Origin of the sequence: Labilithrix luteola (assembly GCF_001263205.1) — a bacterium.
GTDB classification, from domain to species: Bacteria; Myxococcota_A; Polyangia; order Polyangiales; family Polyangiaceae; genus Labilithrix; species Labilithrix luteola.
The window spans coordinates 6073083-6098293 of sequence record NZ_CP012333.1 but is presented as its reverse complement, the minus strand read 5'-3'; the positions used below and the strand labels follow the sequence as shown (position 1 = coordinate 6098293).

At 64.6% G+C, this 25211-nt stretch carries 20 protein-coding genes; 9 read left to right on the top strand and 11 right to left on the bottom strand.

What is annotated here, in order from left to right:
- Positions 1-199 precede the first annotated feature (199 nt).
- The 5 genes from AKJ09_RS26655 to AKJ09_RS26640 all read left to right on the top strand — a co-directional run bounded on the left by AKJ09_RS26655 (position 200) and on the right by AKJ09_RS26640 (position 6760).
- Entirely contained in the window at positions 200-1042 is an 843-nt protein-coding gene (locus AKJ09_RS26655; protein ID WP_146650505.1) for an NEW3 domain-containing protein, read from the top strand.
- Positions 1043-1104: 62 nt separating this feature from the next.
- Positions 1105-1371, top strand: a complete 267-nt coding sequence (locus AKJ09_RS26650) for a hypothetical protein (protein ID WP_146650504.1) — start codon at positions 1105-1107, stop codon at positions 1369-1371.
- A 97-nt stretch (positions 1372-1468) separates the two neighbouring features.
- Entirely contained in the window at positions 1469-4801 is a 3333-nt protein-coding gene (locus tag AKJ09_RS53305; RefSeq protein WP_169927885.1) for a hypothetical protein, read from the top strand.
- Between the two features lie 40 nt (positions 4802-4841).
- A complete protein-coding gene (locus AKJ09_RS26645) occupies positions 4842-5933 on the top strand; it encodes an AI-2E family transporter (protein WP_169927884.1) in 1092 nt (363 codons plus the stop codon).
- Positions 5934-6157: 224 nt separating this feature from the next.
- The gene (locus AKJ09_RS26640) at positions 6158-6760 is read left to right on the top strand and encodes a hypothetical protein (protein ID WP_146650500.1); all 603 of its coding nucleotides are present in this window, start codon (positions 6158-6160) and stop codon (positions 6758-6760) included.
- A gap of 56 nt (positions 6761-6816) precedes the next feature.
- Here the strand turns inward: AKJ09_RS26640 and AKJ09_RS26635 are convergent, their stop codons facing one another.
- The 6 genes from AKJ09_RS26635 to AKJ09_RS26610 form a co-directional block, all read right to left on the bottom strand.
- Complete coding sequence (locus AKJ09_RS26635; protein WP_169927883.1) at positions 6817-8631, bottom strand: S41 family peptidase; 1815 nt, start codon at positions 8629-8631, stop codon at positions 6817-6819.
- An 84-nt stretch (positions 8632-8715) separates the two neighbouring features.
- Positions 8716-9351: a response regulator gene (locus tag AKJ09_RS26630; protein WP_146650496.1), complete on the bottom strand. Its 636-nt coding sequence runs from the start codon at positions 9349-9351 to the stop codon at positions 8716-8718.
- Positions 9348-10529, bottom strand: a complete 1182-nt coding sequence (locus tag AKJ09_RS26625) for a sensor histidine kinase (RefSeq protein ID WP_146650494.1) — start codon at positions 10527-10529, stop codon at positions 9348-9350. The genes AKJ09_RS26630 and AKJ09_RS26625 overlap by 4 nt, the downstream gene beginning before the upstream one ends.
- 418 nt (positions 10530-10947) lie before the next feature.
- Complete coding sequence (locus AKJ09_RS26620; protein ID WP_275936647.1) at positions 10948-11976, bottom strand: formylglycine-generating enzyme family protein; 1029 nt, start codon at positions 11974-11976, stop codon at positions 10948-10950.
- A gap of 206 nt (positions 11977-12182) precedes the next feature.
- On the bottom strand, positions 12183-13274 hold the full coding sequence (locus AKJ09_RS26615; protein WP_146650490.1) for a formylglycine-generating enzyme family protein: 1092 nt from the start codon (positions 13272-13274) through the stop codon (positions 12183-12185).
- 8 nt (positions 13275-13282) lie between these two features.
- Positions 13283-15418 (bottom strand): hypothetical protein, encoded by a 2136-nt coding sequence (locus AKJ09_RS26610; RefSeq protein WP_146650488.1) that lies wholly within the window; start codon positions 15416-15418, stop codon positions 13283-13285.
- A gap of 545 nt (positions 15419-15963) precedes the next feature.
- On the opposite strand from AKJ09_RS26610, the gene AKJ09_RS26605 reads away from it, so the two are divergent.
- From AKJ09_RS26605 to AKJ09_RS26595, 3 genes are all read left to right on the top strand, one after another.
- Positions 15964-16734 carry a hypothetical protein gene (locus AKJ09_RS26605; protein ID WP_146650486.1) on the top strand — a complete coding sequence of 257 codons (771 nt, stop codon included), beginning with the start codon at positions 15964-15966 and terminating at the stop codon, positions 16732-16734.
- A gap of 376 nt (positions 16735-17110) precedes the next feature.
- Positions 17111-19357 (top strand): ATP-binding protein, encoded by a 2247-nt coding sequence (locus AKJ09_RS26600; protein WP_146650485.1) that lies wholly within the window; start codon positions 17111-17113, stop codon positions 19355-19357.
- A 66-nt stretch (positions 19358-19423) separates the two neighbouring features.
- Positions 19424-19852 carry a hypothetical protein gene (locus AKJ09_RS26595; protein ID WP_146650483.1) on the top strand — a complete coding sequence of 143 codons (429 nt, stop codon included), beginning with the start codon at positions 19424-19426 and terminating at the stop codon, positions 19850-19852.
- Positions 19853-19891: 39 nt separating this feature from the next.
- On the opposite strand, the gene AKJ09_RS26590 is transcribed toward AKJ09_RS26595, so the two are convergent.
- The 4 genes from AKJ09_RS26590 to AKJ09_RS26575 all read right to left on the bottom strand — a co-directional run bounded on the left by AKJ09_RS26590 (position 19892) and on the right by AKJ09_RS26575 (position 22475).
- Positions 19892-20686 (bottom strand): sterol desaturase family protein, encoded by a 795-nt coding sequence (locus AKJ09_RS26590; protein ID WP_240488595.1) that lies wholly within the window; start codon positions 20684-20686, stop codon positions 19892-19894.
- 94 nt (positions 20687-20780) lie between these two features.
- Positions 20781-21407 (bottom strand): hypothetical protein, encoded by a 627-nt coding sequence (locus tag AKJ09_RS26585; protein ID WP_146650481.1) that lies wholly within the window; start codon positions 21405-21407, stop codon positions 20781-20783.
- A 242-nt stretch (positions 21408-21649) separates the two neighbouring features.
- A complete protein-coding gene (locus tag AKJ09_RS26580) occupies positions 21650-21895 on the bottom strand; it encodes a hypothetical protein (RefSeq protein WP_146650479.1) in 246 nt (81 codons plus the stop codon).
- A 97-nt stretch (positions 21896-21992) separates the two neighbouring features.
- Positions 21993-22475 (bottom strand): DUF1579 family protein, encoded by a 483-nt coding sequence (locus AKJ09_RS26575; RefSeq protein ID WP_146650476.1) that lies wholly within the window; start codon positions 22473-22475, stop codon positions 21993-21995.
- Positions 22476-22726: 251 nt separating this feature from the next.
- Between AKJ09_RS26575 and AKJ09_RS26570 the strand changes: the two genes are divergently transcribed.
- Complete coding sequence (locus tag AKJ09_RS26570; RefSeq protein WP_240488594.1) at positions 22727-23461, top strand: DUF4215 domain-containing protein; 735 nt, start codon at positions 22727-22729, stop codon at positions 23459-23461.
- Between the two features lie 161 nt (positions 23462-23622).
- Here the strand turns inward: AKJ09_RS26570 and AKJ09_RS26565 are convergent, their stop codons facing one another.
- Complete coding sequence (locus AKJ09_RS26565) at positions 23623-25086, bottom strand: hypothetical protein (protein ID WP_146650472.1); 1464 nt, start codon at positions 25084-25086, stop codon at positions 23623-23625.
- Positions 25087-25211 lie beyond the last annotated feature (125 nt).

The window sequence follows — 25211 nt, the reverse complement described above, 5'->3', positions numbered from 1 at the left end:
GCCGCCGGCCTGACGGGCGCGCATCAGCAACAGCAGGCCTGGGGGCCTCCCCCCATGTCCCGGGACATCGCAAACATGGATCGACCGGCATCCTTTGACGAAAGATCACGGGACGATCCGCGTTTGACGGATCGCCGATTCGACAGTAAAGAGTGCAAGCTCTGCCGCGGGTGCACCGCGTCAAAGGGGGATTTGCAGCATGGCTCGTCGAATCACTCGTTCCATTCGCGGCTTGTTCGCGGCGGGCACGCTTGCCCTCGCCTTCTCGATCGCAGCCTGCGTCGGCTCGGACGCAACGCTCGTCGACAAGGAGCACGACGCGTCCGTGGTCGGCGCCGACGGCGCAATCGCCCACGATCCGGACACCGCCAGCGGAGACGGCGGCTCGAAGCCGACCCCTAACGCCGATGCCGACTCGATCCCCGATTCCGGCGAAGACGCCGAAGCGGCTCCCGCTCCGGATTTCACGATCGCGATGAACCCGCCGTCGATCACGACGACGCTGGGGACCGTGAGCCACTACACCATCACCCTGACCTCCGCAGGCTTCTCGGGGCCGGTCTCTCTCGTCGCGAGCGGTCTCCCCACGGGCTGGACGGCGACGTTCACACCCGATATCCCGACGCTGGATGCCAACAAGACCGTAACGGTCGATGTCAAAGTCGACGTTCCTATTCCCGTGTCCGGGTTCAACGCCACACTCCAGGTCACGGCCAAAGCCGCGTCGCTCGAGCATTCCGCAAGCTCGCTTCTCAACGTCGCGAGCAAGTACGTCCTGACCATCGCGAATGGTGCGGGCGGCGGCAATCATGGTTTCCCCACGAACCTCCGCATCAAGGTCGGGACCACGCTCGTCGTGCGAAATGAAGATACGACCGCGCACCAGATGCACTACAGCGCCCCGTTCGCTCACCAGAGCGCGCCCATGGGACAAGGCGAGGAGTACGCGCAGACCGCGACCGCCACCGCGACGAGCGTGGAGACCTACTGCCACTCGCACGGGCCCGCTGGCAGCTCTATCAACTTGGCAATCGACCCCTGACCTCCGTCTCTGGGACTGCTGTGGGATTGCTCGCCCACGGCGGTCCAAGAGGGCTCGATAGCGTGGCCTCGAGCCATTGGGGCGAGCTCCTATTTCAAGCCCGATACGTGTTCGATCCGTCGACACGCTCCCTCGACGTCGTCGTCGACGCCGAGGACTGCAAGGCGGCCCCCACGCGGCTCGCCCAGTACTGGGCGCCGAAGATCGCCGGGGCGCGCGGTACCCTCGCCGCGGTCGACCTCACCCGCTTCATCGGCCTCGAGCGCCAGAAGGGTGCCGCGCGCGTCGCGAAGATCTGCAAGGCGGCGCGTCGCTACATACTGCCCTGAGGGGGCCGTACGCAAAAGCCGCCGCCGGACCGTGAGGCGGCGCCCACGAGCGCGAGCGCGAGCGTGGCCGGACTGGCCCTTGCACGGTGCGAAAGGGATGGAGCGCGACGACGACGCCAGCTCGAGAGCTCATGGCAACGATAGCAACCGTGGCAACCGTGGCGACGACGGAGGCACCCCGCGAAAGCGCCCGCTCCTCGTTCGCCTCTTGCGGTTCACGCTGATCGCGTGCGCGTCCCTCTTCGCTCTCTATGTCGTCGCCATCAACGTCTTTCTGTCCACCTCGCTCTTCGACAAAGTCGTCAATGCCACTCCTGACACCATCGACATTCACTTCGAGCGCGGATGGTCGATTGTCCCGAGCCACATCCATGCCAAAAAGCTCTCCATCCGTGGTCGCGACTCGAACGTGGAGTGGCGCCTCACGCTCGACGAGGTGGCCTTCGAGGTCTCTTTCTCGAGCTTCTTGAAGCAGCGCTTCGCGGCCTCCAACGTTCACGGAAAGGGAATCTCCTTCCGCCTGCGGCAGCGCCTCGACGCCCCTCCCTCATCCCCCGAAGAGGTGGAAGGCCTCGCGCCCATCGCAGGATTCCCGCCCTACTCAGTGAGGCCGCCCAAGGAGCCTTCACCCGAGATGTGGAGCGACGCGGACTACCACCTCTGGACGGCCCATCTCGAGGGCGTCGTCGCCGAGGATGTGCGCGAGGTGTGGATCGATCGGACACGCTTCGAGGGGCTCGCGCGGATCGAAGGCCGCTTCTACTTGAAACCGCTCCGCGCCGTCGAGGTAGGGCCCGTGCACGTCACCGCTTTTGGCGGTCAGGTGTCCACGGGCAAGCATCTCGTGGCCGAAGCGTTCGAGGGGAGCGGCCTCGACGTCACGATCGGTCGCTTCGATCCGCGACCGGGTATGGGCGGCGACCTTGTGCATCGGCTCACGATCGCGTGTGACGCGCACGCGACACTTCCCGGGCGCGTCGGGCTGCCCACGGCCGTGGCCCTGACGCTTCATGGTCCGGTCGAGATCCGTCGCGCCGCCGTGCACGTGAGTTCCGGACGATTGGACAGAGACAGTCACCTGGTCGTGAACGTGCCGAAGGTGGTCCTGATCTCCGGCGACCATCGTGTAAGCGGCTCGCTCGCGCTCGATGCGGAGGTCGCCCCCGCCCCCACCGACGGGCTGAATCAACTCAACTTTCGTGCGGAGATGACCGAGGTCGAAGCGTCGCACGAAGGCAACGGCAAGGGCGCGAGGAGCCCCCTCTTCCGCGCGTCCAAAGTGCTCGCGACAGGGGACTCACGCGAGCTCGACCTCGCGCATCCGTTCGAGGACCTCCACCTCGTCGTCGAACTGCCCGAAGGTGACGTGGCCAACGTGCGCGAGCTGTCTCGCTACATTCCGCCCAGGGCGCCTGTTTCCCTGGTGGACGGCCACGCGAAGGCGGCGGTGCACTTCGAGGCTTGGCTCGCCGAGAAGCGTGCGACGGCGACCGGGGTGCTCCGCGCCGAGAACCTCGAACTCGGAATCGCCAAGATGCGCGTCCGCGGAAGTGTCTCGCTCCGAACCTCGCTCGCTTCGTACCACTTCGATACCCGGCGCCTCGATGGGGTAACGATGGTGGTGAAGGTGTCGGACGGCACGCTCGCCTCAGCCACCGCACCGGACACGGGGCTCGTCCGCGTCAACGAGGCGGAGCTCGTCGCCCAGGCGCCGGTCGTCGCCCTTGACGATCCGCTGCGCGCGTTTCGGGTTTCGATTTCCATGCCCTCTGCGGACGTCCTCTCGCAGGGCCTTCTGCATGCGTACCTCCCGAAGGGGTCCGAGATGCAGATCGCACGCAGCCGTTCGCGCTTCTCGCTGACCTGCAACGTCGTGATCGCCCAACATCTGGCAAAGGGCACCCTCGACATCCAGTCTCGGGAGCTGACCGTCACCTATCGCGACCTCCGCCTCGACGCCCACGTCCACTCGCATGCCAGCGTTCACGACTGGCAATGGGAGACGGGCGACCTGACGATCGACGATGCGAGGGTCGACGTGGAGAATCTGACGATCGCGAAGGTCGCCGCGCGAGACCCGCGTGCGGCGCCCGCCATGTCGATCGCGCGGATCGGCGTAGGGGCGAAGAGCACGCGCTTCGAGTTCGATGACCCACTGGCGAAGATCGCGATGTCGGCCTCCTTCGAGGACGCGAAGGTCCACGATTTTTCGGCCATCAACGCCTTCCTCCCCGAGAAGGCGACGTTCCGGCTGGAAGGGAACAATGCTGCCTTCGACGCCAGCATCGACCTCGAGGTCGAACGCCACTTCGCCAAAGGGGCCTTCCGCGCACGCGCCTCCGACATGGGCATCGGGGGCAAGATGATGCACCTTCGTGGCAACGTCGCTCTCTTCGCCAAGGTCGAGGAGTGGGACCTCGAGAACAACACGATGAGGTTGCTCGGCTCCTCCGCGGAGCTGACCCGCGTGTCGGGACGCTTCGGGCCTCCGGGACCGCCCGCTCTCTCGGCGGAGCGCCTCGCCCTCGACACCAGCAACCCGAGGTTCGACGTAGCGCGCCCCTCGCTGAGCGGCGGGGACTACCACCTCGTCGTCGAGAAGGCCGAGCTTCCCGACGCTCGTGCGCTCTCCCCCCTCTTGCCCCCCGACAGCGTAGTCGGGATCGAGTCCGGCGCCGCGCGCGTGGCGGCGGACGTCACCGTCAGCAGCTCACGTCGAACCGCGAACGGCGGCTTCGAGATCGCGCTCTCGGACGCAGGCCTTCGCCTGCACGAGACGCACCTGTCCGGGGACATTCGGTTCCTCGCGCGCGTCGCTGGCTTCGATCCCGAGCGCGACGCTCTCGATCTTTCCGGCACCCACCTCGAGATGCGCCGGGTGGCCGTCGAAGGCGGTCGGGCGGCGACCCAGAACTGGCGGGCGGACCTCGTTTTCTCCCGCGCATCGCTCCAGATGAGCCCGGCGGTCGTGCTCGACGGAGTCGTGCGCCTCGACGCACGCGACGCCCGGCCCCTCTTGGCCATCCTCTTGGGAAACAACGTGTCGCGGCTCGTGGTGGACCTCACGGACATGCCACACTTGGCGGCGTCGGTACGGCTCATCAGCACCTCCCATGAGCTCGCGCTCCTCGACCTCGACGCGCGCGGAGGCAACCTCGCCCTGCGCGGCAGCTTCGCCGTCCGAGATCACCATTCGCTTGGCGCGGTCATCGCCGCGAAGGGGCCCTTCTCGGTCGGCATCGCACGGGACGACGGTGGAACGCACGTACGCTTCTTCGGCTTGGACGCTTGGCTCCGTCCGCGGGAATGCGCCGTGGCTCAGTTGGTCGAAGTCGGAAGCTCGGCATGTCCGACGGCATCGCCCGCCGGCTCGGCTTCCAGGTCGGAATCGGAGGCCAACGCTAAGGCCAAGGCCAAGGCCAATAAGTAGTGCTTCGAGCAGCGAGGTATTTCGCTTTGGAGCTTGGAAAGTGACCAATACCGATATCGAAGGTACTCCGGGCGCGAGCGCCAATGCACCGCGCACTCGCGACGAGCGAGCGTTGGGGGTAGCCGCACTCGTGGCCGTCGTGACGATCGTCTGGCTCATGAGTCCGGTGGGCGTGGGCATACTCCTCGGCGTGCTCATGGCGTTCACGTTCCGGCCGACCTACGAGCGCCTGGCGCGCCACTGGTCTCCTCCGGCGGCGGCGCTCGCGACCGTGCTCGGATCGACGCTCGCCATGGGGCTCACGTTCGCGGGGTTCGTGTGGATTCTCGTGGGTCGTGGAGCGGTCCTCGGTCCGAAGGCCTACGATTCACTCGGGCCAGGCGGCGCCGGGAAGAAGATCGTCCTCGTCGTGGGTGAGGAGACGCGCAAGATCGGAGTCTCGACCGAAGACCTTCACGCCAAGATCCGCAGCCTGGTGGAGAACGCGGCGACGCACGCGGAGAGCCTCGCGCTGGCGATCACGTCGACGACCGGACGCACGGTGCTCGCGCTGTTCTTCGACATGCTGACCATGTACTTCATTCTTCGCCAGTGGCGGCCGATCGTGGCCACTGCGCAGGACCTCATTCCCCTCCGCCCCGAGTACACCCTGAAGCTCCTCGAGGAGTTTCGCCGCGTGGGGCGAACGACGCTCCTCAGCACCGTCGTGATAGGCATCCTGCAAGGCGCGCTCGCGACGGTTGGCTACTGGATCGTGGGCATTCCAGAGCCGCTGTTCTTCGGCGCGCTGACGGCGGTGGCTTCGCTCGTGCCCGGGCTGGGAACGATGCTCGTGTGGCTACCCGCTGCCATCGTGCTCGTTGTCATCGGGCGCGTCGGAAGCGGCATCTTCCTCGCCGCGTGGGGTGTGGTGGTCCTGACCTCCATTCCGACGTACGTCATCCTTCCTCGCCTCGTCGGACGACACACCGGCGTGCCGACGCTCTTCACGTTCATCGCCCTCTTCGGCGGCGCCGCGGTGTTCGGCCTGAAAGGACTCATCATCGGCCCGGTGTTGATGACCATGGCGATGGCGGTCCTGCGCATCTACGCCAACGAAGCGCGCGAGCGGAAACCACTGGCGCCGACTTGAGGCACGCCCGCGAGGGCAGCGGGATCGTCTCCCGTCGCCCTCAGCTGAATCCGTGAAAGCAAGGGCCGCGAACATGGTCACCCGTGTTGCCGGCGCCCCGCTTCCCGCAACTCCCTGCATCCGCGTGACGAACGACGATCGTCAACGCAGTACGATCGCATAGGATGCGGAGGCCTGTCCGGGGGGTGACACGTCGTCAGGGCACCGAAGGAGGCGAATTCGAGATGGTGAAAGCAACGGTCGCGTGTGCAACTCTGGCAGCCACGCTGGTCCTGACGGCTGCGACCCCGGCACGTGCCGACAGCATCATCAAGAACCCCGGCGACCATCCTGACTACTCGGTCGAGCTCGAGCCCCACGCCCTCCTCGGGTGGGGAAATCTGTACGCGTCGACCGGCTTCGGCATCGGCGGCCGAGCGTCGGTGCCCATCGTCAAGAACGGCTTCATCAAGACGATCAACAACAGCGTCGCGATCAGCTTCGGGCTCGACTGGCTACGCTATGACCACTGCTACTACTACGACCGCAGGGGTGGTCGGAACCTCGGCTATGGATGCGGCGCGAGCTTTCTCCTGTTCCCTGTCGCCATGCAGTGGAACTTCTGGCTGACGGAGAAATGGAGCGTCTTCGGCGAGCCCGGCCTCTACGTCTACCACGGCATCTTCGACGACTACTGTTCCGGCCTCGTCGGTTGCTCGTCCCCGACGCGCACGAGCGTCGACTTCGCCTTCTACGCGGGCGGCCGCTTCCACTTCAACGACAAGGTCTCGCTCACCATGCGCATCGGCTACCCGACGCTGTCGGTCGGCGTGTCGTTCTTCCCCTGAGAGGACAGCCGACGACCGCGTACGCTAGAGTTGTTCCTTCAGCTTGGAGGCGCAGCTCACTTCGCCATGACGGCCAGGACGTTCGCGAGCACGCGGTCTACGCCGTCGATCCGGTCTACGCGCGGATACGCGTCGCCTTGCAAGAGGAGGTCGGGCGGCACCCCGATCGCCTCGTACACTCTCCCGTCGGCGGCGCGGTACTCCTCGTTCGAAAGGCCGAACTGCCAGCCGTTCGGGAGCTGCCGCTCGAGCACGTCACTGAAGGCGCCGTCCGTCGGCCACCCGATGACCTGGACATTCGGTCGGCCGCGGAGCGCGAGCGTGAACACCTCACCTGCGCTCGCCGTACTGCCGCTGACGAGCAGCGCCACCTTGCCTGCGTAGGGGCTCGCGCTCGGGGCGACCATCAGTTCGCGCGTCGCCGTCCAGCCAGCGCCATCACGGGCGCGCTTGGTCGCAAAGACCCTTGAATCAAGGGCGAATCGGCGAGCCACCTCGACAGCGGCGACGTCGGAGCCTCCGCCGTTCCAGCGGACATCGAGCACGAGACGCGAGGTATCGGAGAGCGATGCAAGCGCCGTATCGAGCGCGTCGAGGAAGAGCCCGAGCTCGGAACGGAACCACATGAAATGGTGGATGCGGAGGTAGCCGACGTTTCCCGGGAGCCGGCCATAGACGAGGTGCTTCTGGTAGCGGCCGACCGGACCGACGATCGCGTTGTCGGCGGCCGCTCGCGCGAGAACGAGCTGATCGTGCACGTAGGTCGCCACGTCTCCCGGCAGGTTGAGCGCCCCGTGCTCGCTCTCGAACACGCTCTGGATCTCCTGCGGCTTCGACTCGAAATCATCCTCGAGCGTGTGCACGGAGGCGTGGCCATCGTGGAGCGGCGCGAGCAGCGACGAGAAGCTCGCGAAGAGCTCGGCGTCCGTCGACGTCGACGTGAGCTTCGCGCGCTCGCTCGCGACGCTCGCCTCCCAGTCCACGCCGCGGAGATCGAAGAACGTGTAGTGGTCGCGAAACGTTTGAGCGAAGACGTCGAAGAGGCCAAGCGCATCGTCGCGGTAGCCAGGGCTCCCGATTCGGGGCGTCCCGCCATTGCGGCACGGCTCGGGGAGCGCGTCGACACGCTCGAACACGATGGTGGTGAAGCTTCCGTTGATGTCGAGGGCCAAGGTCCCCGGTGAAGGACCAGGTGCAATATGATCGACCACCGAAGCGAGCGAGGCAGTGGGCCCCTCGAGCGATACGAGACAGTGGTGCGCCGACGCCTCGAAGAGGTGAACGGCGTCGCCCTCGATCGCGAGCACGAGCCCGTAGCCCCGCGATCGATACACGCCCTTCAAGGGGGCGAGATCCGGAAACAGGGGCAGCAACTCGTAGTCGAGCACGAACGGTCCGGAGCTCTCTGCGTCTTGGTTGTCCGCAAAGACGTACAGCGTTTGACCGGCGTGGACCTCGACGAAGACGTCGGCTTTGCCCGTGAGCGGGTTCACGTCGGCATTGCACGCTCGCTCGGTGGCCGGATCGTCCCAGCGCTCCCGAACGTGGAGCGCTGGGGCCGTACCGCTTTGCGCGAAGCGAGCGATGCCATCGGCGGGAGCGGTGAACGAGTAGATGCGTTCGGGAGCGCCCGGCTCAACGCACGAACCTGTCGCGCGGTCCGAGGAGCCCTCGGTGGTGGCGTTGATGCGGTAGAGCGAGCTGCCCAGGTGCGTGGCATGGCCGAGAAAGTCTTCGAATTCTCCAGCCTGTGGGGCGTCCGGCGAGGAGGAGCATCCCGCGGCGGCGAGGGAGGTGAGCGCAGCGAGGATCGAAAGCGCCAGAGCGCACGCGAGGCGATGAACAGGGGAGATGCGTTGAGGGCGACTCATGGTCGTCACCCTACGAAACGCCGCTCGGTTCGCGCATGTGCCGGAAGTCATGCCTTCGACGCATGACTTCTGGCAGGGGTAGACTCAGATCAGGCCGAGCTCGAGCGCATGCAGCACCGCGCGCGTGCGATCGCGCACGCCGAGCTTCGCGAAGATACTCGACGCGTGGTTTTTCGCGGTCCCCTCGCTCGTCCCCAGCGCGTCGGCGATCTCGCGATTGCTGAAGCCTCCGGCCATGAGGCGGAGCACCTCGCGCTCTCGTGGCGTCAGCGCCTCCGGTCGATCACTGCGTTCGAACTCGATGCGGCGCCCGCCGGGCGAGCGCGTGGCGGCCTCGGTGATCGTCGGCCGGATCAACGTCTCTCCGGCAGCGATGCCTCGAATCGCCGCCTCGAGCTGTTCGAACGATACGTCCTTCAACAGGAATCCACGCGCTCCGGCGCGCACGCCGGCGAGCAGCGCTTCGTCGTCGTCGAATGTCGTCAATAGGAGCGTCGGTGGCGCCTGCTCGCCGAGCGCTGCGAGCACGGAGACTCCATCCCGCCTGGGCATCCGCACGTCGAGCAGCACGACGTCGGGCGCACGAGCGCGGATGACGGTGAGGGCTTCGTCGCCGTCGCGCGCCTCGCCCACGACCTCGAAGTCGGCGACCAGCGCGAGGAGGCTCCGAAGTCCGTTACGGAGCAGTGTTTGATCGTCGACGATCACGATACGGATCACGTGGCACCATCCCGCGGGAGCCAGGCCTGAACCCGGAAGCCACGGCCCTCGGCTGTCTCGAGATCGAGGTGGCCGTCCAGAGCCTCGATGCGCTCGCGCATGCCCCGGAGGCCGTTGCCGGGGCGCGCCTCCTTCTGGCCGCGTCCGTCGTCGCTCACCGAGAGCACGACTCCCGACGATGTCTCCCGCACGTCGATGAGCACGACTCCAGCGCTCGCGTGCCGGTGCGCGTTCGTGATGGCCTCCTGCGCGCAGCGAAAGAGCGCGTGCGCTCGATCGAAGCGCTCGACGCGCACACTCTCGCCGAAGGTGAGCCGGATCTCGGGGCCGCTACTGCTCTTCGCGAGGGTCGAGAGCGCGCCGCGCAGATCGATGACCGCGTCCGTGCGCAAGGCGCTCACCGCGTCTCGAACATCCGCGAGGAGGAGCTTCGCGATGCGGCGCGCCTCCTCGAGAGGCGAGCGTACCTGCGCCGGGGCGAGACGCGCGACGAGTTCGAGCTGGAGGTGCAGCCCTGTGAGGTGGTGACCGAGGGTGTCGTGGAGCTCGCGGGAGATCTCGAGTCGATTCGTGAGTCGCGCGCTGTCCGCGAGGAGCCCCTGCGTCGCGACAAGCTCCAGGTTGAGCTGGGCCGTCTCGCGGCGCTGATCCCGCTCCTTCGCGGCCATCAGGCCAACGGCGAAGGCGAACGCTTGCCACCCGAGGTGCGAGACGACGGCGATCATGGTCGTCGCGGCTCCCGAGAGGCGCGGATCGAGGCCGGCGTTGCTCGGATGGATCTTCAGCACGAAGACGAGCCAGGGCATGCCGACGACGTTGCAGAGTACGAGCCACGCCATCGCGCGGTGCTCGCCCAGCAAGAACGGCAGGAGCACGGCGAGCACGTAGAAGAGCTCGATGTTGAGGAAGGTGCTAGCGATCGACGCCAGAGACAGGATTCCGTACGTCACGGCGCGAGGGCGCGATCCGAGCCCGGGGCCGAGCAACCAGAGGACGGCTGGAAGGAAGACGGCGAGCGGCACAAAACGGACAGCGATCGACGGAATCGATGGCCAACGCCCCTCGTCGAGGATGGTGGCGACCGCTTCGAAGGCGTTGATGGACCACGCGACGATCGCGGCGACGCCGAGCAACCGCGCACGGGGCTTGCCGCCCTCACTTGCGAGCCGCGCCCCCATGAATTCGTACCTTCTGAGTAGGTCGCAGCATGGTTCAGCCGAGGAGGGTGCTCGAAGATGCGCATCGTCGCCGTCTGGCACGACGGTTAGACATCGTTGCAACGTGGCGTCCACAGTCTCGTCTCGAGACCGAGTGCTCGGGAGAAGGCGGCTATGGTTTCAGCACCAACCAGAGCGGCGACACGTCTCCAGCTGGCCGACGTCGATTGCCTTCGGTTCTTGCGGCGCTACGGCCGCCGCGGTGGCCACGTGAGCCCCGGCAGGTCTTCTGGTGTGGCTGCCCCATCCAGTAGCACCATGGTGGCCACCCCGGGCGAGCCCGTACTTGGACGCTGAGTGATCGACCGAGATTGATCTCATCCACCATCTCATCCCCGGCCCAATGGCAAGCGACGACACACCGGGAATAGAGGTCACATCACCAGCGGGCGGCCTCTTCGGGCGAAACGCTTCGCACGAGTCGGAAACCGAGAGCGACCCCCATGCCGGTCCGTTGGGGATTGCTCATGAAGTAGTACAGCTCCCCCGTCTTCGCCGCAGACCGCAGCAATGTTGGCCACGCGAAATACGCCCCGTCGACGTGAGCGATTTGGCCTTTCGTATTGATCTGAGCCTCCGGATCCGTTTCGGGCTTGATGTCCGGGTCATACGCGTACGGGTCGGAGCTCGTAAATTCACTGGCATTCCCCATCATGTCGTAGAGCCCCCACGGATTGGGCTTTTTCGACTTCGCAGGATGGGTTGTCCGCTTTGAATTTGCGCAATACCAAGCCGTGTCGTCGAGGTGAGGGATGTCGATGCACTCGTTGCTCGCCGGCTCGAAAGGCCCCGAGTAGAACGCCGTCCTCGTGCCCGCCCTCTTGGCGTACTCGACTTCGTACATCGTAGGGATTCGGTACCCCTTGCACTCGTAATAGGAAGAGGTCGTCTGACGGTAACCCTTGCACTCGAAGTCGACGCCAACCGTCCCGGTGCAATCGAGTAGCTCAATGCACGCAGGTAGGCCTTCCCGTGACGACTTCTCGTTTGCGAAGTGCACCGCTTCGAACCACGTCATCGTCGACGCAGGACATGAGGGCTCGGTGCAATCTTTGCCGCCATCATCGTTCGTGCGAGTCCCGGCGAGGTTCTTGAACCCGAGCGCGGCCCACTCCTGTTGCGTCGTCTCGTGATCCTGCATCACGAACGACTGCGTGAGTGTCACCGGATGCTCTTCTTCGCGATAGCGCGCGCGGAAAGGCTCGTCCAACGGCGAGCCTTTGATGAAGCAGCCGCTCGGGATCAGGCAGAACCCGTCCCTGCACTTTGGAACCACGGCGACGTGCGGACACGAAGCGGCGGAACTATCTTGCTGCCCTTGCCCGGCACCTCCACCCTCGCTCCCACTGCCGCGCACGTCGACAGGAGTGACTTCAGTAGGCGGAGCATCTCGACCGCAGGCGCTCATTGCGAGAGCCAACGAGACAATTGCCCGTAGCACCGAGGTGCCGAACCGGGGTGCTGTCATCCCTCCCTCTCTGCAAATATTCTTGAGACAGCCGCCCCGTACTTGGACGTCGAGTGATTGAATCGAGATTGATCTGTATCCGCCATCTCATCCCCGGCCCAACAGTGAGCGACTACGCCGACAATGCACCGGGAACAGAGCTCGCATCACCAGCGAGCGGCCTCTTCGGGCGAAACGCTGCGCACGAGTCGGAAACCAAGGGCGACCCCCATGCCGGTCCGTTGAGGATTGCTCATGAAGTAGTACAGTTCGCCGGTCCGCGCGGCAGACCGAAGCAATGCTGGCCACGCGAAGTACGGAGCATCAACGTAAGCGATTTGGCCTTTCGTATTGATCTGCGACTCCGGATCGGTCTCTGGCTTTATGTCGGGGTCGTAAGCGTACGGATCGGAGCTCGTGAATTCGGTCGCATTACCCATCATGTCGTAGAGCCCCCATGGATTGGGCTTCTTCGACTTCACCGGATGGGTTGTCCCCTTTGAATTTGTGCAATACCAAGCCGTGTCGTCGAGGTGAGGAATGTCGATGCACCTGTCGCTCACCGGCTCGAAAGGCCCCGAGTAGAACGTCGTCCTCGTGCCCGCCCGCTTGGCATACTCGACTTCGTACTTCGTAGGGATTCGGTACCCCTTGCACTCGTAATAGGAAGAGGTCGTCTGACGGTAACCCTTGCACTCGAAGTCGACGCCCACCGTCCCAGTGCAATCGAGTAGCTCGATGCACGCAGGTAGGCCTTCCCGTGACGACTTCTCGTTTGCGAAGTGCACCGCTTCGAACCACGTCATCGTCGACGCAGGACATGAGGGCTCGGTGCAATCTTTGCCGCCATCATCGTTCGTGCGAGTTCCCGCCAGATTCTTGAAGCCGAGCGCTGCCCACTCCTCTTGCGTCGTTTCGTGATCCTGCATCACGAACGATTGCGTGAGCGTCACCGGGTGCTCCTCTTCGCGATAGCGCGCGCGCAAAGGCTCGTCGACCGGTGACCCCTTGATGAAGCATCCGCGTGGAATCAGGCAGAACCCATCCTTGCACTTTGGAACCACCTCCACGTGCGGACACGAAGCGGCGGAACTATCTTGTTGCCCTTGCCCGGCACCGCCACCCTCGCTCCCACTGTCGCGCACGTCGACAGGAGTGACTTCAGTAGGGGACGTACGATCTCGGCCGCAGGCGTTCAATGGGAGAATTAAGCAGAGAACGGCCCATCGAACAGAGGCGGAGGTGCCGAACAAAGACATTTTGAACCTCAGAGATTCACGCCGTGAAGGGTAGCCGCGTTCATAATCGTGGAGATTTTCACGCTATTGGGCGGATACTGTGCAGTCGTTGCGTCAGCGAAGGCAGACCACCCAAAGTTCGAGCGAGCACTCGACAGAATGCTCAGAAGTTCGCTCATCGTGGGACGTGACGACGTCGGCTTTCCGTTGACGCCCCAGAGGAACGTCAGCCAATCGTACTCACTGCTATGACCGGCCTCGTTGCAGTAGTTCCGCACCCAGCCCGTTGTATACGGTGTGGTGAAGGGAGCTCCGACAGAGATCGCAACGGGCGGTGCGAGCATCGTCTGCGTCAGCGAGCCATTCGCGCCGTACGTCATGCGTCGGAACGTCTTGTAATAGCTAAACTGCGCGTCACCGCCCTGATCGTTCATCGCCCTGGTGGAGTAGAACTGGGCAAATCCCTCGATATTGGCATTCGCCTGCTCGTGACTTGATTGAAGGCAGTGTAGCCGATTGCCGTCGGTCACGTGTTCGCAGCCGCAGAGCCCTGTCCCCCGATCCTCGTCGTACTCCTTCCGATTGGCCGGATCCGCGCCAGCACTAAATTGCACCGAGTGCCCAATTTCATGAGCAATCGAGTAGGCACTCTCCGTCGTATGATGACCAGTCGGGTGAAGGCCGCCAACCGCGCTCAAGCTCGGACCGTACCAGACGTCGTTGGCGCGGCCGCACGCCTCGCCACACAGCTTGTCGTATACCGTAGAACCATAAGATAGTCGCGGGTCGCACCTCGTGGCGTCTAGCATGCACCCGTTCTCGGTGTGAACGGCGAGAGCCGGCGCAGAGCTCGTCGGAAACCCGTTGTCTGGCATTGAAAGGATACGTCCAAGGACAGCGGCGGTCCGGACGACGTAGTCGTCTGGCTGGTTGCTGGCCCAGAGCTGGGCGTTAGCAATGTAGCTGCCCGAAGGGATCGTCTGCGCAAGCGTCACGGTAGCCGAGAACGTGCGCGACGGGGAGATATTCACCTGGCGTGATGCCGGGAATAGAACGGTATTGTTGATGGTAACCGCAGGCTTCTGGAGCGACGAAGCCGAGACGTCAACGCGGAGGGTACGGTTCGAGCAGAACGTCACGCTCGGCGTACACCCGTTCGCGTCAAGCGTTCCTTGCCACATGACATCGTTGTCCGAGTAGAACGTTGCATTCGCATACGCCGCGGGAGCCGACGAAAGATCGTAATCGACCGGAACGACGCCGATTCCTCCGCCGAGGTCAGTGAAGCCGTTTGTCCTCCACCTGGAACAAACCGGTATCGTCTGCTTGTTCATGCAAATTGGTGGGATGACGATGACGGGACCACCACCAATACCGTTGGCCACTACGGAAGAAGTCGGTGCCTCGCTCTCAGGATAGCTGACTGAATCGCCGATAAATTCGTCGGCATTGGATTCACCCGCGGAGGCACCAGCAGGAGCAGCCATCTTGAGGAGACTGGGCGTACTGTCGACACGGCGACCGTCAACCTGCCCACGGCGATTGCCTAGTGAGGTGAGTAGCGTGGCAACGTCTCCACCTCCAGCCACTGCACGCGAGGTCGACTGCCCCATCGAGGCGAGTCTCACGCCATTGCCATTCGACTCGGACACGAAGAGCTGATGCCCGTCGGCGGCGAACGCCAAATACAACTGCCGTCCCGGCAAACGGACCGCGACGTCCGCTCGGGTGTACGAAATCCTCGGGACCACGCGCGCGAGCGAACCGATCGGAGCGATCGGGCTGCTCCCAGGTGACCAGGAGACGCGCTGTACCTCCCGCGGAGAGAGCGTCAGCTGTCCTAGGTCGACGCTGCGCTTCGCCCCGAGACCAGAGATCTCGAGTACAAGCGTAGCAGACAGGACCTCATCCTCGTGGTTCTCGACGACGAGCTCGAGAGACGCGTCCGTTCCCAACGTAGAGACGCCGCCTTCCAGGCCCGACCAGTCAACCGTCATTGACGGCGTCGAGGAAGAGGACGCCGGAGCATGAAGTACCGATTCACCTTCATCCGAAGCACCGACCAGTGCAGCGGACTTGCGAGCGAGCGGCTCGCTGCTGGCATCGTCAGCTTGGTTCGACGAGCAAGCTACGACACTGACTGCACCGAATGCGGCAATTCCCAACCATTTTAATGAGCGCAAAAGCCACCCTCCATTTCATACGCACACCTCAATGAGATACCCAATGAGATATGGAACGAGCGATGCGCCACAAAAGAACATATGCGCCATATTCCGAACATCCTCCCCAGGGAGGATGCGTTAACATTTCTTCACGCGAAGTCTTCTCGCCGGCGGCAATCACACGACGCGCCTAACTCCGCGATAGTTCGAAAACCCAGCCTTTGCCAAAAAGCTGAGCCGCATAGATGACGACGAGCGGCACAACAGAAACCTTGATTGGCCCCGCTTGTCGGCCGTGAAGCCCCAGCCGTGAGGGAGCACTCGATGTCTTCGTTCGTCTCGGCCCAGGAAGGTCGCAGTCGGATGGCTACAGCCATGACGTTCAGAGACGAGACCCGCTCGGAACCTCTATGTGGCAAATTGCATCGGGGAACCGACGAAGCACGCGCGGAACCACGGACTGAGCTGAGAGGATCCGGCCAGGGTGCCTTGCCATTTGCGGACGGAAATGCAGGATTGAACGCCTCACTTCCAAGGGGGATTTCATGGTCGACGATCTCGATCCGTTGGCGTACCTGCGTTTGCCTCGACTCGACGTCGCAAACGCGATCAGCCTCGGCAAGATGCTGCTCGCGCTCGTTCCGAAGGACACATCGAATACGGCGAAGAAGGCCGCGAAGCGAATGCACGCTTCGGTCGAGGCTCTCGAAGGCGCGTGGCGAAAACGCGTGCGGCTCGAGGAGCTCTCCGATCCTCGGCCTCTCGACCGCAAACTCGATATCTGCTGGTCGGCGCTCCACGATCGCATCGCCGCCTGGGAAGCGCTCGACGAGCATCCCGACAAGCAGGCACGCGCGAGCGAAGCCGTGAAGCTGCTCTTCCCCGAAGGGCTTGCGTTTCTGAAGCTACCCTACGTCGCCGAACATGCCGAGAGCCAACGTCGGCTCGACGTCATCGACGAGCGCAAGCTCGCTGCGACGATCGACGGCCTCGCCGGCAAGGAGTTTCGTCTCGCCGTGCAAGACGCCCACAAAGCCTACGGCGAGGCGCTCGGGATCACGAAGGCAGGCGCCGAACAGTCCGATGCGCCCGCCCTCGACGAGCCCCTGCGCAAGCTCACGGCGGCCATCGCGGCGTACAACGTCCAGCTCCTCGCTCACGCCGAGGACGATGCTTCGGCGGTGGCGTCGGTACGCCGGGCCCTCCGCCCGGTCGACAAGTTCCGCGAGGCGCAGGGGCGCCGAGGGAGCGGAGTGCCCGCCGACGCGCCGCCTCCCGAGTCACCCACGCCCGCCCCGCCCACGCCACCAGCCTGACGCGCGAGCGACGTCCCAGGACATCGCAAACGTCACGCGCCTCGCCGGCCGATGTCCCGGGATCTCCAAGAACGACACGCACAAGGGAAAGGGAGGTCCGCGGACCTCCTTTTTTCATGCAAATGGCCGAACTTTGGGTCGTTCGACCCCGTCATCGCGGCAACCGATCGCGATCGGGATGTCTCGGGACATCCTTCGGGCTTACGAAGGTCGAGGCCGAAGGTCCCCGAACCTTCGACGGCGCTGCGAACGTCGAGCCCTGTTTGCTCAGCGGACGAACTGGGTGACGACCGGCGAGCAACCGCCGGATTTGGCCTCCTGCGTCAATTCACGCCGGCCTTGACGTGCGTCCGCGGATTGAGGAGTTCAGAAGGCCATGACCGCTTCGTCCTCCCCCTCCCCGACTGCAAGCGCGGCCGTTGCTTCGCAACCGGGGGCTGCCGCACGTGCGACCAATCATCCGCTCCAGATCGTCAATCCAGGCGGTGGCCACGTAAGCCCCAAGCAGGCCTTCCTGGTGTGGCTGCGTCATCCCGAGGCGCGCCTCGCGGATCTCGGGACGGTGGTGCAGGGCGAGCGCGGTCGGCGCCTCCTAGCGACACGCTACATCATCGCCAACGGGAGCGTCTGGGATGCGCGCTACGTCTGGAGGCCGGCCGTTCTCGACCTCCCCGAGGGGAAGGCGCACGTTGCGGCCGTCGAGGCCCTCATCGCGGACGTCGGCCGCCTGAAGGAGGAGCTGTCGGCCGACCCTCGGGCGCACCACGCGTGGGCCCGTGCCTTCGTGTCGGCGGACGCCGAGCAGCGCCTAGGCCAGCAGCTCGACGAAGCGGACACGCGACGCTTCCTGGTGCTGCTGCAGGTCGATGAGCAGCTGCGGACCGAGCTCGCCGCGCTGGTGCGTGCGCAGGCGGAGGAGCTGCTGCGTACGTCTCCTGCCGCCCTGGACTTCCTCTACCTCGCCACCACGGACCTGTACGCCTACCCCGCGACCACGGTCAGCGCCAAAGCGATGAAGTACATCATCGTCGCGGACAAGGGAGAGATGGGCGTCCGCGCCGTCCGTGAGTGCATCGCCCTCGGGCTCACGCCGGTGGTCTGCCACAGCCTGCAGGACGACGCCAACGCGCTGCAGGTCCGCCTCGCGCGCGAGCACGGCGGCTTCACCGTGGGCCTGCAGGGAACCTTCCGCGAGACGTACGCCAACTACGCCCAGATCACCGAGAAGGTCTTCAAGGCGTTCAAAGAGAAGTTCGCGGAGAGCTGGGAGCAGGAGCTCGCGCTGGCCGCCGTCTACCCGGGCTACGGGCCGCTCGCCGAGAACGCGTCCGCCATCCGCCACTTCCGCCAGCACGGTCTCGTCTTCGTGGGCCCCATGCAGGACGTGGTCGAGCGCGCGGGCGACAAACGCACGTTCCGATCCATGGTGCAGCGGCTCGATCCGTCCGCGGTGACGCCGGGCGTGACGCTCGAGGCGAGCGACGCCGCCGAGATCCAGGCGCGCGTGGAGGAGGCCTACCGCGCCGGCACGTTCACCTTCCCGGGCCGCCTCAAAGCGGCCAACGGCGGCGGCGGGCGCGGACAGGCCGTCGTCAAGGACCTCGAAGGACTCCCGGCGGCGATCACCAAGGTGCTCGGGGAGATCGCGAGCAACGGCTGGGACGCCGGTGTGATGTTCGAGCAGAACATCCCGGAGACCGTCCACCTCGAGGTGCAGGTCCTCCGCGATCGCTACGGCAACACGCGCCACTTCGGCATGCGCGATTGCAGCGAGCAACGCGCCAGCCAGAAGATCCAGGAAGAGGCCCCGCCGGCGCTCTTGCGGAACAAGCCGGAGCTTCGCGAGCGCGTCCAGACCCTGGCCGTGCGGTTCGCGGAGGACGTGGGCTACGTGGGCGCCGGCACCATCGAGCTCATGTACAAGGAGGGGCGCTACTACTTCCTGGAGATGAACACCCGCATCCAGGTGGAGCACCCCGTCACCGAGGAGGTGCACGCCATCCGCCGCGGAAGCGAGCTCGAACCGCTCAACCTGGTGCAGTGGCAGATGCGCATCGCCAACGGTGAGCCCATCGACTTCGCGCAGGACCAGCTGGTGGTCACCCACGTGGGCCGCGAGTTCCGCATCAACGCCGAGAGCTGGAAGCCGAACCTCAAAGACAGCCGCGACGGCGGGATGGGCTTGTTCCTCCCCAACGCCGGCACGTTCGACAAGATCGAGATTCCGGAGGCATCATCGCTCGTCGCCAAGCTGAAGGAGACCTTTGGCGGCGCCATCAAGGACCTGAAGATCCGCTTCGATTGCGGCTTCGAGGCTGGCGACATCCTCGTCAACAAGGACCCCACGTTCGGCAAGCTGATCATCTCGGTGGCCGCAGACGAGAACGCCTACGAGCTGCTTCGCCAGGTTTGTATCGCGGTGCTCCAGCAGACCCACATCGAGGGCCGCCAGGTCCGTGCCGACGGCGTTGCCCTCGAGGGCATGCCTTTCCAAACCAACCTCGCCGACCACATCGGCATCCTCGAGATGCCGATGATGCAAAAGCACATGACCGACGCCGCGCCCGAGCGCCACGTCAACTGGGTGGTGGCCGCCCTCCGCAACGCCAGCAAGCCTGGCTGATCCGGTTCGCGCTCACGCTTGGCGAGTCTGTCGGGGACGTTCTCTCCAAGCGTGGGTGGACCGACAATGAGCCGTCTGCGACTGACGATTCAGTACGACACGGGATTCAGCGCCGATCTCTGGGGTTGGCGCCTCGAGGTGACGAGCGCGGACAGCGGGCGCGTCGAGATCGTTTGGCAAACATCGAATTTCGAACACCAGGCCAAACGTGAGCAGCGCATCCGCGCCCGGAGCCTTCCTGGGTGGTGCGCAAACGCCCTGGAAATCTTGGCCGCTATCGATTTCCAGGCACTGCCCCCGTCGACGGATTGGGGCATTGGGATGGACGACGTGGGGACTCTCGCCGTCGCGCGCAACCTCGATGGTGTTCGTTCGGAGTTCTCCATTTTCTACGCCCCCGCCTTTTGGCCCATGGTGTCGATCTCGACGCGACACGCTCTCGCGGAGCTTGTTTCGCTTCTCGATCCGCTCGCGCGGAAGGTCGATCAGGCCTAGCCACCAAGCACATGACGTGGGGACGCGTACGCATGGCCTTCACTCGTTCGCCTCGACGCAGCCCTGCGCGGCATGCCTCTCGGCGGATGCGACGAGTCGCGCGAAGTTCGACGCGTAGTGTGGGTCGATGGTCGTGAAGAGCCGATCCCAGATCGCGGTGTAGAAGCCGAAGTTCGTGGTCGGATTCTGATGATGGCGCGCGTGGAACGTGCTCGTCCCGATGCCACGCAGGATGGGGACCCTGGCCCACCACTCGGGTAGGGGCTCGACCCCGACGTGTCCGAGCGTTCCGAACAGCGTGTTCGTCGTGAGGTAGAGGAGCATGCCACCGAGCGAGAAGGCGTGCGTGCACAGAACGGCGATCCACAGCCCGCCGAAGCCGCAAACTTCGATCGGGTGGAGCACGAAGAGCGTGAGCGGCCGCGGCTGGTCGTAACGGTGATGGATCTCGTGGACGAATCGATAGATCGGCGAAAAATGCGCCACGCGATGGGTGGCGTACATCGCGATGTCCATCACGAGCACGAGCAGAACCGCGTCGACCATCCAGCGCCAACCGAAAGGCGCACCGTCAACCCGCAGCAGTCCTGCCTGGAAAAGCCACCATCCCGCGAACATGACGAGCGAGTTGAACGTTACGCAGAGCGACGCCAAAACGAGCTCCGTGCGCGACAGGGGCGGTCCTTGGTGCGCGACCCTGGCGTTCGGAAACGCACGCACGACCGCCCCGCCGAACGCGAGTGCAGCGAAGAACATGAGCACGTTGACAACCAGCGAGTAGGCAATCGCCTCGGAAATCGATCGCGCGCGTGTCCACACGAGCAGCTGCTCCACCCCCCCATAGTACCGAACACAACGTCGCGGGACGGAATCCGTCGTTCGCTTTCTTACTCACGTCGGTGACCTCGCTCTGCGTCGACGGGATTGGTCACCACGACGCGCGCAATGCGGCCCCCCACGCGTCTTTCCCAATCGTCGGTCCGATCGACCACGAGATCTTCGAGTTCGGGACGTAGAACCTTCCCGCGCGATAGCCTTCGAGTGCATCGCGCAAGTGGTGAGGCTGGGTAAACGCGGTGAGTTCACCGATTACGACGCCCGCACCACCGCTAATGGCGGCCGTGGACCAGCGGTCGTACCCGAGTCCAAGAACCAGGACGACCCCCGTGTTCAGCGCAATGTTGCCGAGATGGGTGAGCCCTCCTGTCGCCATCGATTGGTCCTTTGCGGCGCGCGCGAGCGTCGCTTCGGCGTGGCCGAGAACAGCGCATCGATCGGCTTCTCCCCAACGCCATCGCGCGTTGCGCATCGGAAGCGTGAGTCTCAATGGCAAGAGACCGAGCGACAAGACACCGATCAATGACGTGACGATTCCCACCGAAAGATCGACGCGCGTTCCGTAATCGTGCGTGAGCGTCAGAGCAACGCCCTGGCCCACCGCGGCGAGAGCAGGCACGCTGCCCCAAACATAGGACCACGTCTCGATGGCGTGAATCTCACGATCGAAGACGTGCGCGAGAAAGTCGAGACGAGCCTCGACCTCCTCCCGGCTCATCGAGCCACAATCCTCGTCGGCAAAGGCGGTGAGCGGCGTGCCGGCAACGACCAACGCAACCACACCGCAGCACGCACGGGCGACTCGCCTGCGCCCTCGGCTTCGCCCTGGCGCCGACTTCGAACGAAGACTTCGACACGCCATACATCTTGTTTAACACCGCGATCGCGACACGTTCGTTCCGAACGCGTGCGACTTCGAGACGAGAGCGGTAGGACAAAACGCTGCAGCGAGTCACGGGCTCAGGACATGCGCGGCGCCGCCGTGAGCTTCGCGACCACCTCACCGAGATAACGGATGCAGGAGTCGCGATCGGCATGATCTTGATCCTGCATGGGTCCCCCTCGCGCGGGGCGAATCACCTCGCCGCAACGCGAGCATCGCGCCCCCGCCACCGGAGCCGAGAGCTTTGCCGTCCCCGAACTCTCCGGGGCGGGAGGTCCATTCGTGACGCCCGACGGCCCCGCCGTGTCCTTCGCGTGTGCCATGGATTCGAGACTAAAGCGTCTCCGCGTTACGTCAACGGACGTTTGCACGACCGACACCATTCCGACTTCGATCCGTTGGAACGAGCACGTGACGCGGTCAGTCGATGAAGCGGCGCCGCGTGTGCTCGATCTGAATCACCAGGGTCTCGTTGCCGACTTCATCCGGTTCGTAGATCCGAAGCAGCATCTGGTTCGGAGCGATGACCTCGGTCGTGAGGCGCAAGCGATTGGAAGCGCCGTTTGCGCTGGGGACCTCCGAATGTTCGCAGTACACGCCGCGTGCGTCGAAGTGTCCTTCGGTCCGGTAGATGAGGGGCGATGTCGAGTCGACCCAGGTTCCGACGTACGTGCCTCGTGACGCGTCGTAACCAGTAATGCCGCGTCCTTGGAAGCCCGCCATGCCGAAATTCACTTCTCGGCATAGGAAGAGGCCGCCAATGTCCATCCGCGCGAGAAACTCGCCCGAGCTCTCCCGAGGCGGTTGATTCGGGCGCTCGTAGTGTTTGATGCGTGCCGACCATGCACCGGTCAGACGGCGCAATGCGTGATGCTCGGTGCCTGGTTTGGGAGATGCGCTCATGCGAGAGAGAACGTCTTAGTTCTTCGACGGCTCTCGAGCAAAATCAGAATGTGCTTCGAAGCGGCGGACATCCTCCGATGCCTGCGACGTGCGTCTCTCCGATCTCGTGGGGCATTCGATTTCGAGGTCGACATCGCCGTTGATCTTTTCGACGCCGTGTGAGCAACCCCGACCATCACGGTTGGCCTCGCCCGTGAGACGAGACCTGTGCGGACGTGTCGCGCGGGCGCTCACGCCTTGACTTCGGCGTTGTGTCGACCCGGATAACGGCCGCCTTCCCCGGGAACTCCTTCAACAACTACCACTACGGCGTCCCCGACTCTCAATTCTTGACCTTCAAACAGGTCGCGACGCCCATCACTCAAGTCGCTCCGATTTGTTCGAATACGGCCACGTGTGACGCGGACTGCAGCGTGGCATCGTGCGGTGACGGCTTCACCAACTCCGCGGCCGGTGAAGAGTGTGACGACGGAAACACCGACGACACCGACGGATGCCTCTCGACCTGCGTCTCGGCGACCTGCGGTGACGGCAAGGTGCAGGCAGGGGTCGAGCAGTGCGACAACGGCAATACCGACGATGACGACCGGGGTGCTCGACGCGACGCGCCCGGCGAACGGAGGCGGTCGAAACATGGCCCCGAGCGCACGACGCTCCGGGCCCATGCTCACCCAGTCCACGCCGACCCACGCGAGGTACGAGACCGCGCACGCTGCGAGCATGATGGCCATGTTCGCCATGGCCCGCCCGAGAGCGCCTACAAGCCCGATGGTCAGGACAATCGCTCCGGCGAACCCGATGAGGCCCCCGCGCTTTCTGCGCTCGCTCGCCTGGAGCGCAACGGCCCCTGCAACGAATGCGCGGTCGCGGCCCGCCGCGTCGTACGTCGCTGCTCCGCATCGGGGGCAGGGCGCGGGCCCCGCGACCGGCGAACTCGGAACGCCACACACCACGCATACCCAGACAGGCGCGTTCGCCGAGGATGACGCCGCGGTGCTCGGAGCGATCGGCACGGAGGACATGTTCAACGGTTTATCATGTCTCACGCGACGTGCTTTCGATAGGGGCGCCCATCGACGGCGATGGGGTAACGCGAATTCGACAGGTGGCTGCTTCGAACGACTTTGGCAACACGCTCATGCACGAGTCATGTGAGGATGCCGAGGGCCTCGCGAACGAGTGTCTCGATCGGCCGCCGCCACGCCTCCTCGCACTCCTCTCGGTCGATCATCAGGAGGGCGCGGTCGGCCTCGGCGCCGCGGAAACCCAGCGTGAGCAGCGCGGTGCGCACCTGTTTCCGTACGGTGTTGTCCCGTGCGTGCTCGGGCGCGAGCGCTCCGTGGCTTGCCTCGAGCGCTAGGCCACCGAAGGCCGGCGCCGACGACGATGCCGTAGAGGAGGCTCCTCTCTCTCTTTCGTACTTCCGCTGGGAAAAGTTAGGCGGCCCAGCAGACGGGGCGCTGCGATCCGGCGCTCGCGAAGAGCGCTTTCGGGAGGTCCGGATCCGGGCTTCGACATGCGCGCGGCCGAACACGCGCTCGGCAGCGTCGTGGTTGTGCGCTCGGCAAAAGACGCGGAGGTTCTCGGCCTCGCCGCTGCCACCGAGCGCCCGGGGCGTCACGTGGTCGAGTTCGAGAAACGAGCGCGCCGAACACCGCTGTCCGTTTTCGCCGACGAACGAGCATTGCATACCGTCGCGCGCGAACGCTTCCCGACGGGCCGCACGCGTCACGTAGCCGTGCTTCGCCGAGGACTTGCGAAGGCGCGCTCGCGAGGTTGTACCGAGCTTCTCTTTCGAGAGTTTCTCGATGAGGAGCTCGACGGCTCGTTCGACAATCACCGCGAGATCCCCATTCGGATTTCGGTGACTCATGAGAGCCCGTGCGAGCTCCAGCTTGTCGCGAAGGGTCTCGTTCGCCGTGAGCTGAACCTTGTAGCGCCGCTCCGCGATGGCCTGTAACTGCGATGGCGACACGCGGCTCGTTGGCGGCGACTGCGACGCCGTCGTGAACGATTCTTGCGATGAGGCGGCAGAGGAAGACGACCTTCGCTCCGGCAGCTTCCGAATCGACGCTCGGACGTCGGGCTTCGGGGCCATTCGAGCGACGAGCTCCTCGACCTCGCGCTTCGTTTTGCCGCTCGCGGCGGCGACGATCGCGTCGACATTCGCCTCGGTGAGAACGTCACGGAGAAGCACGAGACTCGAGAGATGGATTCTTCCCGACGCAATGGCATCGAGGAGCACTGGCAAACGCCGAGCGAGACGCGCCGCCGTGAGCCGTCGAAAGGCTTCTCCCTCGCTAAAGCCGAGCCTGCGCGTGCAAAAGTCGAACATCGACGAAGATCCGAGCTCGAGATGGATCCGGCGCTCTTCGATCTCGACGAGATAGACGATCACCCTCGCGAGCGACTGCCTCTCCGCACCGACGAACGATTTCAGTGCGACGAGTATCTCTTCGTTCGACAGCTCCGCGAGAAGCCTTGGCGTCGTCTCCGTCGGCTCTCCTCCGCTGCAAACCTTCCCGCACACCCGCTCGGCCACGGTCCGACGCCACGCTTGCCACGCATGCACGGAGAGCTGCTCCCCATCGTCCCGATCCCGTCCATTCATACGCCCCTCCCCGATCGCCCGCACGCCCTGCGAGGTCGAAATCTAAAACCTAATCACAGAACACCTATTCGCAAGTCGATCGTCAGACACTTTGAACAAATGCATTCACGGCGACACACGACACC

What these genes read in the sequence shown, in the direction of transcription:
- AKJ09_RS26655 (WP_146650505.1), top strand. Translation starts at nt 200, where the DNA reads ATGGCTCGTCGAATCACTCGTTCCATTCGCGGCTTGTTCGCGGCGGGC.
- AKJ09_RS53305 (WP_169927885.1), top strand. Translation starts at nt 1,469, where the DNA reads ATGGAGCGCGACGACGACGCCAGCTCGAGAGCTCATGGCAACGATAGC.
- AKJ09_RS26640 (WP_146650500.1), top strand. Translation starts at nt 6,158, where the DNA reads ATGGTGAAAGCAACGGTCGCGTGTGCAACTCTGGCAGCCACGCTGGTC.
- AKJ09_RS26635 (WP_169927883.1), bottom strand. Translation starts at nt 8,631, where the DNA reads ATGAGTCGCCCTCAACGCATCTCCCCTGTTCATCGCCTCGCGTGCGCT.
- AKJ09_RS26625 (WP_146650494.1), bottom strand. Translation starts at nt 10,529, where the DNA reads ATGGGGGCGCGGCTCGCAAGTGAGGGCGGCAAGCCCCGTGCGCGGTTG.
- AKJ09_RS26620 (WP_275936647.1), bottom strand. Translation starts at nt 11,976, where the DNA reads ATGAGCGCCTGCGGTCGAGATGCTCCGCCTACTGAAGTCACTCCTGTC.
- AKJ09_RS26615 (WP_146650490.1), bottom strand. Translation starts at nt 13,274, where the DNA reads ATGTCTTTGTTCGGCACCTCCGCCTCTGTTCGATGGGCCGTTCTCTGC.
- AKJ09_RS26605 (WP_146650486.1), top strand. Translation starts at nt 15,964, where the DNA reads ATGGTCGACGATCTCGATCCGTTGGCGTACCTGCGTTTGCCTCGACTC.
- AKJ09_RS26600 (WP_146650485.1), top strand. Translation starts at nt 17,111, where the DNA reads ATGACCGCTTCGTCCTCCCCCTCCCCGACTGCAAGCGCGGCCGTTGCT.
- AKJ09_RS26595 (WP_146650483.1), top strand. Translation starts at nt 19,424, where the DNA reads ATGAGCCGTCTGCGACTGACGATTCAGTACGACACGGGATTCAGCGCC.
- AKJ09_RS26585 (WP_146650481.1), bottom strand. Translation starts at nt 21,407, where the DNA reads ATGAGCCGGGAGGAGGTCGAGGCTCGTCTCGACTTTCTCGCGCACGTC.
- AKJ09_RS26580 (WP_146650479.1), bottom strand. Translation starts at nt 21,895, where the DNA reads ATGGCACACGCGAAGGACACGGCGGGGCCGTCGGGCGTCACGAATGGA.
- AKJ09_RS26575 (WP_146650476.1), bottom strand. Translation starts at nt 22,475, where the DNA reads ATGAGCGCATCTCCCAAACCAGGCACCGAGCATCACGCATTGCGCCGT.
- AKJ09_RS26565 (WP_146650472.1), bottom strand. Translation starts at nt 25,086, where the DNA reads ATGAATGGACGGGATCGGGACGATGGGGAGCAGCTCTCCGTGCATGCG.